We start from the raw sequence: 14,363 nt of genomic DNA, 5'->3' as shown, positions 1-14,363 counted from the left end.
ATCCATCGCCGAGCGCCATGGAAAACCAAGGCTGCCGTGGAGTTGGCAACGTTGGAATGGGTCGCCTGGTACAACCATCAGCGTCTGCTCGGGTCCATCGGGTATATTCCTCCTGCGCAGGCGGAGGAGGCCTACTATCGGACTCAATCTGAATCTGTGCCGATCAACGCGTTACTTTAACCAAACAGCCTCCTCGATTCCCGGGACGATTCAATTGGACCGAAAGTGATCTGCATAAGCCGGCGATTAACTCATTTGTTTACGCCGGCTGCGTGTATGAACCTGTGGGTTAGTCCTGCTGTTGCATAGCGAGCAAGCACTCACGCTCTGCATTTGCAAATAATGCCATTTCTAGAGATACAAGACTGGTGCCAGGAAGCTCTGTTTGGCAGCGTGTGAGCACATTGATATATTTCTTGTATGTTTCGCTTGAACTAACTGGCAACCAACCGGAGCTAATGAGATTTTTTGGGGAAAATCGGGCATCTTGCGTAAAACCTTGCCCTGATCTGGCATTCCCAACGACGTTATTGCGACCTGGGACGTATTTGAAGGCTATGCCTTTTTGAATCCCGGCATTGAGTTGCACGGCGTTTAAACATGCAGCTACGCGCGCGTCATAAATGGCAAATCGGTCTGGATATACAACGGCGAAAATTTTCGAGTAGCTAGCGATGCCTTGAAGTGGCGTTGGAGGGTCTACGGTATCAAGAAGTGCCTTGACATATCTTTCTAGTGTCTCTGGACGATTTGCATGGACACCCCCCCAATCACTGACAATATTCTTAGCAATCTGAAGTCTGCCATCGTACGTTGCTTCTTCCCACTGCCTCTTGAAGTGTGCTTTTAGCTCGAGATTCGCTTGATATCCAACATGGCCAGAGTTTGGGAATCCCTCTATCAGCGGAATTCTCCAATTGTAATTTTTGGGTAGATGTGGGATCTCCCTGCGGAAGAAATCGCAAAGAGAAGATATTGTTTGAGTCAAGTCTATTCCCTTGGTAGTTAAACGCATTATGGGGGGCGCTCTTTGGTACCTTGCCGGTATTATATTGACTTGAGACGGATACGAGCTATCGCATGGAGAAAACTGTGCACCTCTTTGCATCAATCCGAGTTGTCACCTGAAACGGTGAACATATGAATACGATTACGTCGCGGTTCGGCATTTTTTGCCGCTGTTCAGCCTAGGATCAGCTGTCGTGAAGTTGTCCGGTAATGGGCCGCAACCTTTGACAGACAGCGCCATGATGATTGCCCGTACCCAAGCTGCCGCCAGGCGCTGCATCCCTGACGATATTTTTCTGCTGCACCCACAGCTTTCCTGCTCGATATACGGCTGATGCCGCTGAGCGTAACGCCTGGATAACGCTATACACCAGCGCCAATGTGGATGGTAATGTCACAGGGATCAGCTATATGCAACTGCCTCAGTTTTTGGCCTGTGTCCTGATAACCCTCCAGGCATCGCGAGAGACGGTGGTGCATACTTTGACCGTGCTGTGCCTGACTCGCTGAATTCACATTGATGTCCATGTTCGCAAGCCGTTGACCGGCCATTTTGCCACCAACCCCTACACCGTTCACTTGGCGCCCTTACCTATTTCCTCGGGGGAGGGCCATGGGCCGTGGGCGCTGAGGCAATCTGGTGTCGTATCCACCTGAAATGGTGGATACCAGCAGATGGCGCTCGCAGTGCTCAAGATGGACTTACCGGGCGTTCACGGAAAAAGAAACGCCAGTGATCACGCATACGGCAAGGCCCATCATCAGGGTCAAAGCCATTGCGGCAAAGGGTAGAAGCTGAACATAAACGATTCTTTCCTGGCCGTGTCCCCCGGATAGCGTTGCGGCGATCGACATCCGTACCGGCGAAAAGATTCCTAGCGACATGCCAGAGGCTTGCTGCAACGCTGCGACGGCAGGAATGCTCAGGCCGGCTTGTATCGCCAGGGCGACTTGAGAAGGGAGGAAAAGACTGTTCGCGGAATTGCCGCTATTGGTGAGAATGCCAAACGTGCCGGTGAGGAGTGGTGTCAGGAGGATAGCCTTTTCTCCGAGCGCGTTGAACGTTGCAACAGCGAATGCCTTGGATATCCCCGCAGCGGTCAGTACCTCAGCCATCATGGCGAATAGGAACACGGTAAATACCGCATGGCGTCCTGTTCTCCAGGCTGTGCCGGCCTCCTGTCCGAGGAAGCGCCCCTGCGCGCGTGCGCAGGCCGTCACCACGCTGCCGGCGATTAACCAGCTGCCTGCGTGGAAAAATGGCGCCCAGGCAGGTAGATCCGCGAAGGGTGATATCCGAAACAGGGAACTGAGGTTGTCTCTAAGCCAGGGTACCAGCCGTGTTAGGGACATACAGCCGATCAAAATCACATAAGGGAGTACCTTGTGTGTGGCGACCAGGATCTGATGGCGGTTCGGCCGTCTATCTATCAGGTAGCGGACCACGATCAAGGGTCCATACGCGGCAAGGAGCGCGATTTCCGGACCGAACGTTGCCGTGGTCACCGCCAGGAACAGCATGCAAGTACCTATCCATCCGAGTTCCCTCAGGTTCTCGGATCGCGGAGCCTCGAGGCCCGCCTGCCGTGCCGTACGCCAGAACAGACAAAGCCAGACCAGCATGAGCAGTGCAACCGGCATCATGGTGTAAAGCCCCAACTGCGTTGCGGGTATGCGAGCGTAGGCAGCAGCCAGCAATGTCCCGCTACTCATGGCGCCCCAGGGGATCACCGTCTGGCTTAGCAGCGCAAATACCATGAGATGCCGGGGGGCGAACCCGAAACGGCGGATGAGCATGACGGTACCGAGCATGCCGACACCGTAGCCAGTGGCGGATTCAGCGAACGGCCCCACCAGGAAACAGGCGAAGAATACAAGCCTGCGTTTGGCCAGGAGCGTTTCAGATTTTTCAACGGCGGGTGAATCGACGGGCGAAATGTCAGCGGTATGGCCCGATGGGGCGCGCGCGGCTACTTGCCAGAACATCAGTCCGCCCAGGACGTACGGGGCGACGATTGCTCCGATCCAGAGGCCGCGCCGCAACGCTTCATCCAGTTGACCGGCATCGAACGCGATGGGGCTGCACAGCATTGCAACGGGAATGGCACTCATCAGGCCCAGGGCTGCAGCGATGGTCGTGTTAACCCGCCCGCTGACAATCGTTGTCAGAACGATCAGAGTGGGCAACGACCACAGGAAGTACGTCATCTATCCTTCTATCGTTAGGTAAAGGCCGAACCTCGGTACCTATCGGTGTGGCAGTCCCACCTATGGCGTTTCTTGCCCGGTATTCCCCCATCCTCACCTGACATCAGACGTTCTGAGCGTTTGGGCTGGTGGGGAAGAGGCCTTGGAAGTGGAGGCGCGGGTTGGAATCGAACCAACCTGAACGGATTTGCAATCCATTGCATGGCCACTTTGCTACAGCGCCAATTTTAGTCACGTGACAAAGTTAATTATGATCTGGGCCAATATATTTTGCAAGGGATTTAGGCTGTCGCTGCCATCGGTATGTGGTCTTGCCTTGAGCTTTTCGCTGCCTTGAGTTCCTTGCGCGACAAGACATGTCATGCAGTTCCACTTCCCATGGCCATCATTAACGAAGATTTTCGTTCCAAGGACATATCAGGTTTGGATAGCCATACCTAGGCACGGGCCTGCCAGGCTCGACGGATCATGGCAGGCGGTTGGCAATGATGGGAACCCTGCGGCCGACGTTCGTTATAGCAATGGTGACAACGTTCGATCCGCACCTTGGCCTCAGCGTGGCGGCGGCACTATTCACGTTTGCACAGATCGTCGAATAGTTTGTCATTGAAGCTTTCGACGAAGCCATGGTGCCCAGGGTTGCCGGGCGTGATGAAGGCTGGAGGATGGCAGCGTCACGCAACCAACGCGGCACGCGGCCAGCGCATCACTCGGACAGCGGTGAATTCCGTCCCATTGTCGGGTAGAAAAACGCCGGCTTGCCGGGCAAGAGCAACAGGCGGTCTCGCCCCAGAGTAACGTTCTGCTCGCACAGGCTGACGCCGACTTCGATCGCCAGGTATTCCCGCGTGAATTTGCTGATGACGTACGGTATCTTCAACGTCCGTCCAGGTATTTGGTGGCGGAGGTGGTCATCACTGGATATCCCGTTGAATGAACGCATGGTTGCATCTATTGACTTCAGACAAACCGGGAATCCACGTGGATATCTGCAGACGAAAAAAAGCCCAGGTCTTGATCTGGGCTTTTTAGAATTTGGAGCGGGAGACGAGTCTCGAACTCGCGACCTCAACCTTGGCAAGGTTGCGCTCTACCAACTGAGCTACTCCCGCATTTTCGCGCCGTTGCAGCAGCGAAGAGAACGTAATCTTACACCTAAAAATTTATTTCTGACAAGTCAGGCGGGCGGCGTCTGGACAGTTTCAGGTTGCGCCTCTCGGCCGGCCCGTTCAAACCAGGCCAGGATGGCCTGCCAGTGCGTATCGCCATACAGTCTGCGAAAGCGCCGGGTTTCTTCTGTGTCCGGATTGCGCCAGGTCGCCAGCCGCTGAGCAATGTACCCGGCAGTCAGAGGAATACCGCATTCGTGCACGATGCAGTGGCGCCATTGTTCATAGGTGCGGGGGATGGGGGTGCTCATGGCGTTCTGGCTCCGGCGGAAATGAATCCCAATTTAAATATGTTATAACATTTCATATTTTGTGGGGAGTCATGAGATGGCGCATGAGGCTGGAGAGGGGTTTCCGGGGGTAGTGGCAGAGGGTGTTCATTCATGTTGAAAGCTAAGCTTGACGCCCTGGTGGTCGGCGCGGGGGCTGCGGGAGTTGGGATGGCTGTGGTGCTGGCTCGGCTGCCTGGGCTGCGCTATGGCGTGCTGGAAGCCGGGGAGGTGGGTGAGTCGTTCAGGCGCTGGCCCAGGCAGACGCGGTTTATTACGCCGTCGTTCCATAGCAATCCGTTTGGCCTGGCGGATCTGAATGCGGTAACGGAATACAGTTCTCCGGCCATTTTCAGCGGTACGGAACATCCGTCGGGCGCGCAGTATGCGGATTATCTTTCCCTGCTGGTGGCACGCCATGATTTGCCTGTGGTGCCGCATTGCCGCGTGCAGTTGGTGGAAGCCTTGCCGGAAGGGGGCTTTCAGGTGCGTACGCAGCAGGGCGTCCTGCAGGCACGTTTTCTGATTTGGGCCGCTGGAGAGTTCCAGTTTCCAGCGCTTGCGCCGTTTCCCGGCGCGCAGTGGTGCCATCACTATGCCCAGGTGGATGATTGGCAGGCGTTCAGCTCCGCTTCCCAGACAGTGATCGGTGGCTATGAGAGCGGGGTGGATGCGACGGTGAATCTGGTGCGCCAGGGTTGCAAGGTGCGTCTGCTGGTGCGCAAGCATAGCTGGGATCCGCAAGGCAGTTACGACCCCAGCCTGTCGCTGTCGCCCTATAGCCGCGAACGTATGTATGAGGCGTTGGATAGCCAGCGCCTGGAAATCGTGTTTGGTGTGGATGTGACGGGAGTGACCCGCCTGCGCAGTGGTGGTTTCCGGATCGAGGCGGCAGACGGGCGGCCGTGGAATGCCCCCCAGCCGCCCGTGTTGGGCACCGGCTTTGTCAAAGGCGGTGGTGCCTGCCAGATTGCGGGCCTGTGGGACAGGCGTGAGGATGGCGCAATTGCCCTGAGCCCCTGCGATGAGTCCACCCGTGTGCCAGGCCTGTTTCTTGTCGGGCCGCAGGTGCGGCAGGAGGATCGGATTTATTGCTTCATCTACAAGTTCCGGCAGCGTTTCAGTCTGGTAGCTGGCCAGATAGCAGAACGCTTGGGATTGGATGCCGGGCAGCTGCAGGCGGGCGCCGGTGCATGGGGGCCGTTCGGGAATAGCGAGTGTTGCGAGGGCTGCGAGTGTTGAAGAGGATGAGCCGGCAATGGCCGGGTGTGGGAGTGTCCCTGTTGCTGATAGCAGCGATGCTGGGTGGGGCGCTGACTGGCCAGTTGGCGCCGCAGGCCGCCGCCTGGCTGGAGGTCAAGGTTGATGCGACGCTGTTGTGCCTGGTGGTCTTGCTGCTGTTTGGTGTGCCGGGGCGTCGTGGTGGGGCAGGCAGGTCTGCTGCCCAGGCCGGGTTCCTGGTCCTGGCCGTGGTGCTGAATTTTGCAGTCGTGCCCTGGCTGGGGTATGCCATTGCCTGGCTGGTGCTGCCGGGGCAGCCTTTGTTGATGCTGGGGCTGACGATTTATTTTTTGGCGCCATGCACGGATTGGTTTCTGGGTTTCACGCGTCTGGCCGGGGGGAACGTGGCCTTGGGAACGGCGTTGATTCCTTTCAATATGGCCTTGCAGCTGTTGCTGTATCCGGTCTATCTGCCGTTGTTTGCCGGGCAGGCGGCGGCGCTGGATGTCAGTATGCCGTGGGTGACGTTATGGCAATGGTTTCTGTTGCCCTTGATGCTAGCCGTGCTGTTGCGTCAAGGGTTGCGCTGGCGCCTGAGTGAAGGCCGTTTTCAGCAGGTGCTGGATGGGGCCGACCGTCTGGTGCCTTGGATGCTGGCTGTCCTGGTATGGGAAATTTTCTCGGCGAATATCGCGGTGATTGTCACCCAGGCTGAAAATTTTGCTTTTCTGTTGCTGGGGGCCATGCTGTTTTTTGCCTCGACCTATCTGCTTGGCGAGTGGGCCAGCCGTCGGTGTGCCCTGAGGTATCCCGAGCATGTTCTGTTGACGATGACACTGGCGGCGCGCAATGCGCCATTGATGCTGGCCGTCACAATGGCCGTGCTGCCGGGGCAGCCACTGGTGTATGCCGCGATTGTGGCCGGCATGTTGCTGGAGTTTCCCCATCTGGCTTTGCTGCGCCACTTGCTGTTGAGAAAAGAGGCGCAGTGCTGCGCTATCGCCGGTCCGGTATCGCGGGCTACAATTCCGGATTGATTCTCATCGTCATCGAAATGGGTGGATTTATGGCACAGCAGTCCGGGATCGCAAGGCTGTTCAAGGTATGCGCATTGATAGAGGCAATTACCTGGGCCGGTCTGCTGCTGGGGATGTACCTCAAGTACGGCCCAGGAACGACAGATCAGGTGGTCTGGTGGTTCGGACGCTTGCATGGTGTGGCGTTCATCGTTTATTTCGTCGTGGCGATCGTGGCGGCCAAACGTCTGCGCTGGCAGGCCAGCGATGCCTGGCTGGCGGTGCTGGCAGCTATTCCGCCGCTGGTGACATGGCCGTTGGAAATCTGGTTTCAGCGACGCGGTTTGTTGTCGGGGGCGGTGGCGCAACGCTAGCTTGCCAGGCCAGGTTCTTCCGCCTGCCGTTTTCCTGCGCTCGCCTGTGGGATGGCGGGATGGCCGGGTGCGGTGAGTCAGGCGGACAGGCCGGCATGGTGGCGGCTTTCCACCAGCGCCTGCACACGCGCAGCGACGCCCGCCCGGTTGTCCGCACGTAGCTTGCGGAAGATATTGGCCAGGTGGAACCGGACTGTGGGCAGGCCGACGTTCAGCCGTTGGGCAATTTGCTTGTCCGGGCAACCGCAGGCAACCAGCCAGGCAACGTCGGCTTCGCGCGGGCTGAGCTGGGCATGCTGGCGCAGCAGGGCCGGGGCGTCAGGGACGGATTCAAACCGGGCCTTGGGCGGGTGGCCGCCTTGCAGGCGATCCAGGGTGGCGGTCAGGCTGGGTTCCAGCATGCGCAGCAGTTCGATTTCCGCGGCGTCAAAGTTGCCTCGTTCGCGGCGGCGCCAGATGCGGAAATCTCCCAGGCAGCGTTCTTCAGAGAAGAAATATATATTGATGCCCCAGTGCAGGCGCTCTACCTGCAGGAAATCGTTGAAGAATTCCGTGCGGTTGAGGTCGTTTTGCGCCAGTACCTGTGTGGCGACAGTGGGGCGTCGCCGCTCCATCATGGCAAAGGTCAGCGGGTCAACGAAGCGGTAATACTCGTCCCAGGCGCGTAGCTGGCATGCGGGCATGTTTTGCGCGACCGGGCGCGCGAAGCGCTCGGTATCCGGGTCCCACACCATGGAGACGTAATTGTCTGCGCCCAGCAATTCCAGCAGCGGGATGCCCAACGCTTCACGCAACGTGTCTGCGTCGTCAGCCTGCGCCATCAACTGCATGGCCTGGCCAAGTGCGCGGGATTGGTTGGACGAGAGATACATGGTGCGGTTCACGCAGTGACGCCAGGGAGCGGACGGGCGCCAGCAAGGTTCAAGCGGAACTTTCATCTTAAAAACGCTTTTCCAGCACGGATATTGGGAATTACCAGAAGGCGAGTGCCAGCCGAGACACATCCACCAAAGAAAGGCGAACCAGGACGGCGCATCCATCCGGCGATGCGGCCGACGGCGTGGCAAGGACACCTATCAATCCTGATAGGTGTGCATCAACCCGGCTTTCTCTACGCTAAGCATCATTCTGATTGGGAGGATGCATGGATTGGATGGATGGCACAGTCCTGGCGATACGCGATGCGTTGGCCGCCGGGCAGGTAAGCAGCTCGGGCTTGGCAGAACAGTGGATAGCCAGGACACAGCAGTCAGAAAGGCTGAACGCCTATGTGGCTTTTGATGCAGACGAGCTGCGTCGCCAGGCGCAGGCTGCCGATGCGAGGCTGGCCGCAGGAGAGCGGCTGCCGTTGCTGGGCGTGCCGATTGCGCTGAAAGACAATATCGACGCCTTGGGGTTTGCATGCGGCAATGGTACGCGTGCACTGCACGGTCATCCGGCAAAACGTGATGCTGTGCTGGTGCAGCGGCTGCGTGCCGCGGGGGCGCTGATTCCTGGGAAGGCCGGCATGCATGAGCTGGCCTTTGGGGTGACGTCCAATAACGCCGTGACGGGCGCCATCCGCAATCCTTGGCATCCCGAGCATTCGCCCGGTGGTAGCAGCGGTGGTTCCGGTGCGGTGGTGGCGGCAGGGTTGGCGCCGGCAGCCATCGGTACCGATACCGGCGGCTCGGTGCGCATTCCTGCGGCATTTTGCGGCATTGCCGGCTTTCGGCCCAGCCTGGGGCGCGGCAGTAGTGCTGGGGTGGCGCCGATTGCCGCCAAGCGGGATGTCGCCGGGCCCCTGGCGCACAGCGTGGCAGACCTGGCGTTGCTCGATAGCGTGCTGACAGAGGATTGGACGCCTTTGCCTGAGATGGCTTTGCGTGGGCTGAGGCTGGGGGTGCCGGATGTATTTTGGCAGGGGCTGACGCCTGAGGTGGAGGCGGTCGCCCAGGCAGCATTGGCACAGCTGCGTGAGGCGGGTGTGGTGCTGGTGCCGATGCGATTTGAGGGCCTGGACAGACTGGATGCACAGGCGAATTTTGCGGAAGTGTTGTTTGAGTTCCAGCGAGATATGCCTCGCTACCTGCAGGAACGGGGGGCTAGCGTCGATTTTGCAGAGATGCTGGCACAGGTGGGTAGCCCGGACGTTCGTGAGCTTTTGCATGGCCTGCGGGCAGGCGCTGCGATCACACAGGATGGGTTGCGTCTGGCCGAGCGCGGGCGTGAGCAGTTGCAGGCCAGCTATCGCGCCGCTTTTGCGGCGGCGGATGTCGCGGCCGTGGTGTTTCCCACGGTGCCGTGTACTGCGCCGCGTATTGGCGAGGATGACGAAATCAGGATTCAGGGGCGTTCCCTGCCTTTGTTCCCGGCCATTACCCGAAATACCGATCCGGGCAGCCATGCTGGCTTGCCGGGGCTGTCCATGCCGGTAGGCGTGAGCCAGGGCCTGCCGGTCGGGATGGAGATAGATGGTTTGCCGGGTACGGATAAGCAGGTGCTGGCCATAGGGATGGCGCTGGAGCGTGTCTGGCCACGTCAGCCCTTGCCGGCAGCATTGCGTGCCAGCTGGCAGGCGGCCTGAATTTTTCAGGACGGGTTTGTTGTTTAGTTCACGGAGATAATCATGAATCGACGTCTATTTCTTCAAACAGCAGGTGTGCTGGCGGCTGCCAGTTGTTGGTCGGCCGCCTGGGCGGCGGCACCCATTAAAGTCGCAGTCATGATTCCGCAGAGCGGTCCGGCAGGCATGTTCGGCCCGGCATCGCGTGCCAGCGCCGAGCTGGCGGCAGAGCGCATCAATGCGCGTGGCGGCATTCTCGGCAGGCCGGTGGAACTGTTGTTTGGCGATGCCGGCCTGCCGCCTGCGGAAGCAGCGCAGGCCGCGTTGCGGCTCTGGAAGGGGCAGGGGGCGGTGGCGCTGGTCGGGCAGCATGATAGCGCCGTGCGCGGAGCGATTGCCGGCATGCTGAAGGGCAAGATCCCCTTTATTTATACCCCCGTCAACGAAGGGGGCAGCTGTGCGCCGGGGGTTTATGCGATTGGTGAAACGCCGCAGCAGCAATTGGCGCCCGTCATCCCTTGGCTTGCCAGCCAGCGTCAGCCCAAGAAGTGGTATTTGATCGGCAATGACTATGTCTGGGGCCGCAATACTCACGCAGCAGCAAAAACCTATATCGCTCAGACCGGGGCCGAAATCGTAGGCGAAGAGTTCCTGCCGTTCACGGTCGATAACTTCGATGCGAGCCTGGCACGCATCCGGGATAGCGGTGCGGATGCCGTGCTGGTTTCGTTGGTGGGCGGTGCATCGGTGAGTTTCAACAAGGCCTTTGCCAGTTTCGGCCTGGCGGATCAGGCATTGCGCCTGGGTACCTTGATCGAGGAGAACACCCTGGCAGGGATGGGCGCAGCCAACGCCCGCAATCTGTATTCCAGCGCCGGTTATTTTGCCAATCTGGAAACACCGGATGCCAAGGAGTTTGCCGAGGCCTATGCCAGCCGTTTCGGTGCTCAGGCGCCCATGATGAGTGGTATTGCGGAATCTACCTATGAAGGCCTGCTGGCACTGGAGGCCTTGGCCAACCAGGCCGGTTCGCTGGAGGTGGCTGCCATGGATGCGGCCAGCGACGGTACCCGATACCGCGGGCCGCGTGGTGAGGTCACTTTTGGCGGCAGGCATGTCGCCCAGGATATCTATGTGGCAGAGGTGGGCGAGCATGGCTTCCGGGTCTTGGAAACCTTTACCAGTGTGCCGGCCGGCCAGGACTGCAAGGTGTAACCGCGATGGAAACAGACTTGCTGCTGCACGGGCTGAATCTGGCCTATGAACTGGCCACCCTGATGTTGGCAACGCTGGGCCTGGCGGTGGTGTTCGGCCTCCTGGGGGTCTTGAACATGGCGCATGGCGAGTTCGTCATGCTGGGCGCCTATGCCGTCGTGACGGTACAGCAGTGGGGTTGGCCGTTGGTCACGGCCTTGCCCCTGGCGCTTGCCGGGTGTGCGCTGCTGGGCTGGGCGGTGGAGCGCTGGTTGGTGCGGCCCCTGTATGCCCGGCCATTCGACACGCTGCTGGCAACCTGGGCGCTGGCCATGCTGTTGCGCAAATTGGTGGAGGCGATCTGGGGCAAGGGCTACCGTCATGTGGAAAGCAGCCTGACCATGCCATTTTCCCTGGGAGAGACGCAGTATCCGGTCTATCGCCTGAGCCTGATCGTACTGGCTGTTGTGCTGATGGTGGCCCTGGTGCTGTGGTACCGGCGCAGTGCCGCTGGCCTGCGGGTGCGCGCCATGACGGGTAATCCGGTGCTGGCGCAGGCGCTGGGCATAGATACGCGGCGGCTGGCATCGCAGACCTTTGTCGTCGGCGTCATGCTGGCGGGAGCGGCAGGCGTGCTGCTGGCCCCCCTGGTGCGGATAGAGCCGGGCATGGGCCTGGATTATCTGCTGGACGCATTTTTCGTGCTGGTGGTAGGTGGCTTGGGAACATTGAGCGGGTTCGCGGGCGGTGTCGGCGTGATCGGCGGTTCGCAAGCCGTTGTAAGCAGTATTGCGGGGCAGACCAGCGGCTATGCCGTGGTTCTGGTGATTTCGATTCTCTTCTTGTGGCTTAAACCCAATGGTCTCTTCTCACGTCGCTGATCCGCCTCTGCCTCTGGTACCCGCCAGGCGCTCCATGCTTGTCCGGCGTTGGCTGCCGCCGCTGATCCTGGTGCTGGCGCTGGTGGTGACACCTGTACTGGGCGGGGAGTTCTTTGCCTATCAGATCGCGCTTTTTCTGATTTACGGCATCGCCACGCAAGGCGTGGCCTTGTGCTGGGGGCGCCTGGGCTTCCTGCCATTGGGGCATGCGCTGTTTTTCGGCCTGGGCGCCTATTTGGCGGGCGCGGCATTGAAAGCCGGGGAAAGCGAACCCCTGTGGTTGCTGGGGCTGTTGGGGGCGCTGGTGTTGCCCGCGGTACTGGCCTGGGGAATTGCCCGACTGATCTTTGCCCGTAATCAGAGCAGCGGCCCGTATTTCTCGCTGATCACTCTTGCCATGACCATGCTGGGGTTCCTGGCGGCGCAGCAATGGAGCAGTGTGACGGGGGGCTTCAACGGCATGGTGGATATCCCGGAATGGGCGTTCTTCGATCGTTATGGCCGTTTTTACTGGCTGGTGGCAGCGGCCGTGCTGGCCAGCACGCTGATCGTCAGCTTGCTGATCCGGCGGCCTATGGGCGTGTTGTGGGATGGCATTGCCCAGAATGAAGATCGGATGCAACTGTTTGGCTATGCCACAGACAGGATCAAGGCCAAAGCCTATGCGCTGTCGGCCATGCTGGCGGCCTTGGCAGGCATGCTGTTTGCCCTGCATCAGGGAATTGTCACGCCACAGGCCATGGGGTTTGTGCTGTCCACGGAGTTTGTGATCTGGGCTGCCGTGGGCGGCAAGACCAGCCCTTACGGGGCTGTGCTGGGGGCGGTGCTGATCGGCTATGTCTCGGCCGAGCTGCGCGACAGTTTCGTCTATTGGGAAGTCTTTGTCGCGCTGATCTTCATTGCCGTGGTGCGCTTCATGCCTACTGGCTTGGTCGGCTGGCTGGCAGGCCTGTTTGCTCCGCCGGTTCTGTCTGCCGAACCTGGCGGCATCGCTGCGCCTGCGCCGCCTGCGCGTGCCCAAGTGCCCAGCCTGCATTTCAAGGGGGTAGAGGTGCAACGTTCGGGGGTACGGATTCTCAATGGCTTGAGCTTCAGCCTGAAAGGGGCAGGGATCCGTGCCGTGATCGGCCCTAATGGCGCGGGCAAAACCTCGGCATTCAATGTCATGACGGGCCGTTTGCCGGTGCGTAGCGGCAGCATCTGGGTGAATGGAAGGAATATGACGGGGCGGCCAGCCTGGCAGGTGGCGCGTCAGGGAGTCGGGCGCAAGTTGCAGATTCCATCTGTGTTCCCGGCGCTCAGCGTTGGCCTGAATATCGCCATTGCACTTTGGGCCGGGCGCCTGAGCGGTCTGGATACCGTACGCCGTTCCCCGCTGGCCTGGCATAGTGCATTGCTGGATGAGCTGTTGCGGCGTTTTCCCGAGCTCTTGACGCATTGGAACAGCCCCGCAGGCAGTTTGTCGCAAGGGCAGCGTCAGGCGCTGGAACTGGTCATGACACTTCTGCCCGAGCCTGACTTGCTGTTACTGGATGAGCCATGCGCCGGGCTGTCGCCAGCAGAAACCCGCCGCATGATTACCGCTATCTGCGAAGTCGTGGCGCAACTGGGGGCGGCGGCGCTGCTGATCGAGCATGACTTGACGGCGGTGGCGGAAATCGGAGGGGATGTCTATGTGCTGCACCAGGGCACTCTGCTGGCCCAGGGCAGCCTGGCGGAGATGCAGGCCGACCCGGCGGTGCGCAGTGTCTATGCGGGAGCGCGGAAATGACGCAGGCGGATTTCGAGTTCGATGCCGTGAGTTGCGGTTACGGCGACACGGTGGTGGTGAGAGAAGTTTCGGGCCGGATCGGGCCTGGCGAAGTGCTGGCTGTACTCGGGCGTAACGGAGTGGGAAAAAGCACGCTGCTCAAAGCGCTGGCCGGCTTCCTGCCACTCAGTGCGGGACAGGTCCAATGGCAAGGACGGCGTTTGGATACGGTGCCCGCGCATCGCCGCAGAGAACTGGGCATGGTCTATTCTCCCCAGGAAAATGTGGTCTTCGGTGATCTCAGCGTGCAGGCCAATCTTTGGCTGCACCATCCGGCAGGCCGGGCAGATAGCCGTTATGACGCACTTTTTGATCTGTTTCCCCGTTTGCGTGAGCGCCTGGCCCAAACGGCAGGTTCGCTGAGTGGCGGCGAGCGCAAGCTGCTGGCCTTTGTGCGTACCTTGGGAATGCAGGCCGACCTGTGCATGCTGGATGAACCGACGGAAGGCGTGCAGCCGGAAAACATCGAACGGATGGCTGCTGTGGTCAGGGAACGGGCGGCGGCGGGGCAGCGGTTTCTGATCGTGGAACAGAACCTGACCTTTCTGGAGCAGGTGGCCGATACCGTGCTGGTCATGGACCATGGGCAAGTGGTTTTGAATGGTCGCATGCAGGCATTGGGGCGGGAGACGCTGGAGCAGCATCTGGTGATCTGACTGATGCAGGAC

13 protein-coding genes, 2 tRNA genes and 1 pseudogene are annotated in these 14,363 nt (G+C 59.8%); 9 read left to right on the top strand and 7 right to left on the bottom strand.

Features of this window, described 5'->3' with window-relative positions; all coding sequences use genetic code 11:
• Nucleotides 1–180 (top strand): annotated as a pseudogene (locus ACNA1V_RS09490) (IS3 family transposase); the annotation flags it as partial.
• A 109-nt stretch (nt 181–289) separates the two neighbouring features.
• Here the strand turns inward: ACNA1V_RS09490 and ACNA1V_RS09485 are convergent.
• From ACNA1V_RS09485 to ACNA1V_RS09460, 6 genes are all read right to left on the bottom strand, one after another.
• Nucleotides 290–1,015, bottom strand: a complete 726-nt coding sequence (locus tag ACNA1V_RS09485; protein ID WP_415833358.1) for a hypothetical protein — start codon at nt 1,013–1,015, stop codon at nt 290–292.
• 695 nt (nt 1,016–1,710) lie between these two features.
• Complete coding sequence (locus tag ACNA1V_RS09480; protein WP_415833357.1) at nt 1,711–3,216, bottom strand: hypothetical protein; 1,506 nt, start codon at nt 3,214–3,216, stop codon at nt 1,711–1,713.
• A 149-nt stretch (nt 3,217–3,365) separates the two neighbouring features.
• Nucleotides 3,366–3,439, bottom strand: a tRNA-Cys gene (locus tag ACNA1V_RS09475).
• A gap of 483 nt (nt 3,440–3,922) precedes the next feature.
• On the bottom strand, nt 3,923–4,096 hold the full coding sequence (locus ACNA1V_RS09470) for a hypothetical protein (protein ID WP_415833356.1): 174 nt from the start codon (nt 4,094–4,096) through the stop codon (nt 3,923–3,925).
• 156 nt (nt 4,097–4,252) lie between these two features.
• A tRNA-Gly gene (locus ACNA1V_RS09465) sits at nt 4,253–4,328 on the bottom strand.
• 65 nt (nt 4,329–4,393) lie between these two features.
• A complete protein-coding gene (locus ACNA1V_RS09460; RefSeq protein ID WP_415833355.1) occupies nt 4,394–4,636 on the bottom strand; it encodes a hypothetical protein in 243 nt (80 codons plus the stop codon).
• 132 nt (nt 4,637–4,768) lie between these two features.
• Between ACNA1V_RS09460 and ACNA1V_RS09455 the strand changes: the two genes are divergently transcribed.
• Genes ACNA1V_RS09455 through ACNA1V_RS09445 form a run of 3 tightly spaced genes read left to right on the top strand, consistent with a single transcriptional unit; the run spans nt 4,769 to nt 7,265 of the window.
• On the top strand, nt 4,769–5,896 hold the full coding sequence (locus ACNA1V_RS09455; protein WP_415833354.1) for an NAD(P)/FAD-dependent oxidoreductase: 1,128 nt from the start codon (nt 4,769–4,771) through the stop codon (nt 5,894–5,896).
• A 5-nt stretch (nt 5,897–5,901) separates the two neighbouring features.
• A complete protein-coding gene (locus ACNA1V_RS09450) occupies nt 5,902–6,912 on the top strand; it encodes an arsenic resistance protein (protein ID WP_415833353.1) in 1,011 nt (336 codons plus the stop codon).
• A 29-nt stretch (nt 6,913–6,941) separates the two neighbouring features.
• Nucleotides 6,942–7,265: a DUF3817 domain-containing protein gene (locus ACNA1V_RS09445; protein ID WP_415833352.1), complete on the top strand. Its 324-nt coding sequence runs from the start codon at nt 6,942–6,944 to the stop codon at nt 7,263–7,265.
• Between the two features lie 77 nt (nt 7,266–7,342).
• Here the strand turns inward: ACNA1V_RS09445 and ACNA1V_RS09440 are convergent, their stop codons facing one another.
• A complete protein-coding gene (locus tag ACNA1V_RS09440; RefSeq protein WP_415833351.1) occupies nt 7,343–8,203 on the bottom strand; it encodes a helix-turn-helix transcriptional regulator in 861 nt (286 codons plus the stop codon).
• 206 nt (nt 8,204–8,409) lie between these two features.
• Between ACNA1V_RS09440 and iaaH the strand changes: the two genes are divergently transcribed.
• Genes iaaH through ACNA1V_RS09415 form a run of 5 tightly spaced genes read left to right on the top strand, consistent with a single transcriptional unit; the run spans nt 8,410 to nt 14,351 of the window.
• Entirely contained in the window at nt 8,410–9,831 is a 1,422-nt protein-coding gene (gene iaaH / locus ACNA1V_RS09435) for an indoleacetamide hydrolase (RefSeq protein ID WP_415833350.1), read from the top strand.
• A gap of 42 nt (nt 9,832–9,873) precedes the next feature.
• The gene (locus ACNA1V_RS09430) at nt 9,874–11,025 is read left to right on the top strand and encodes a substrate-binding domain-containing protein (protein ID WP_415833348.1); all 1,152 of its coding nucleotides are present in this window, start codon (nt 9,874–9,876) and stop codon (nt 11,023–11,025) included.
• A 5-nt stretch (nt 11,026–11,030) separates the two neighbouring features.
• Nucleotides 11,031–11,885, top strand: coding sequence for a branched-chain amino acid ABC transporter permease (locus ACNA1V_RS09425; RefSeq protein WP_415833347.1), 855 nt, complete (start codon nt 11,031–11,033; stop codon nt 11,883–11,885).
• Nucleotides 11,886–11,919: 34 nt separating this feature from the next.
• Entirely contained in the window at nt 11,920–13,656 is a 1,737-nt protein-coding gene (locus ACNA1V_RS09420; protein ID WP_415833346.1) for an ABC transporter permease subunit, read from the top strand.
• The gene (locus ACNA1V_RS09415) at nt 13,653–14,351 is read left to right on the top strand and encodes an ABC transporter ATP-binding protein (protein WP_415833345.1); all 699 of its coding nucleotides are present in this window, start codon (nt 13,653–13,655) and stop codon (nt 14,349–14,351) included. Before ACNA1V_RS09420 ends, ACNA1V_RS09415 begins: the two co-directional genes overlap by 4 nt.
• Nucleotides 14,352–14,363: the final 12 nt, after the last annotated feature.

It is taken from the genome of Kerstersia similis (assembly GCF_965139615.1).
GTDB classification, from domain to species: domain Bacteria; phylum Pseudomonadota; class Gammaproteobacteria; order Burkholderiales; family Burkholderiaceae_B; genus Kerstersia; species Kerstersia similis.
Note: the sequence above shows the minus strand (reverse complement) of the source record. Positions and strands in the feature narration are given on the sequence as shown.

Excerpts from the sequence above, each read along its gene's own strand:
- ACNA1V_RS09460 (WP_415833355.1), bottom strand. The coding sequence starts at position 4,636 with ATGAGCACCCCCATCCCCCGCACCTATGAACAATGGCGCCACTGCATC.
- iaaH (WP_415833350.1), top strand. The coding sequence starts at position 8,410 with ATGGATTGGATGGATGGCACAGTCCTGGCGATACGCGATGCGTTGGCC.
- ACNA1V_RS09420 (WP_415833346.1), top strand. The coding sequence starts at position 11,920 with ATGCTTGTCCGGCGTTGGCTGCCGCCGCTGATCCTGGTGCTGGCGCTG.
- ACNA1V_RS09450 (WP_415833353.1), top strand. The coding sequence starts at position 5,902 with ATGAGCCGGCAATGGCCGGGTGTGGGAGTGTCCCTGTTGCTGATAGCA.
- ACNA1V_RS09440 (WP_415833351.1), bottom strand. The coding sequence starts at position 8,203 with ATGAAAGTTCCGCTTGAACCTTGCTGGCGCCCGTCCGCTCCCTGGCGT.
- ACNA1V_RS09430 (WP_415833348.1), top strand. The coding sequence starts at position 9,874 with ATGAATCGACGTCTATTTCTTCAAACAGCAGGTGTGCTGGCGGCTGCC.
- ACNA1V_RS09455 (WP_415833354.1), top strand. The coding sequence starts at position 4,769 with ATGTTGAAAGCTAAGCTTGACGCCCTGGTGGTCGGCGCGGGGGCTGCG.
- ACNA1V_RS09480 (WP_415833357.1), bottom strand. The coding sequence starts at position 3,216 with ATGACGTACTTCCTGTGGTCGTTGCCCACTCTGATCGTTCTGACAACG.
- ACNA1V_RS09485 (WP_415833358.1), bottom strand. The coding sequence starts at position 1,015 with ATGCGTTTAACTACCAAGGGAATAGACTTGACTCAAACAATATCTTCT.
- ACNA1V_RS09445 (WP_415833352.1), top strand. The coding sequence starts at position 6,942 with ATGGCACAGCAGTCCGGGATCGCAAGGCTGTTCAAGGTATGCGCATTG.
- ACNA1V_RS09415 (WP_415833345.1), top strand. The coding sequence starts at position 13,653 with ATGACGCAGGCGGATTTCGAGTTCGATGCCGTGAGTTGCGGTTACGGC.
- ACNA1V_RS09425 (WP_415833347.1), top strand. The coding sequence starts at position 11,031 with ATGGAAACAGACTTGCTGCTGCACGGGCTGAATCTGGCCTATGAACTG.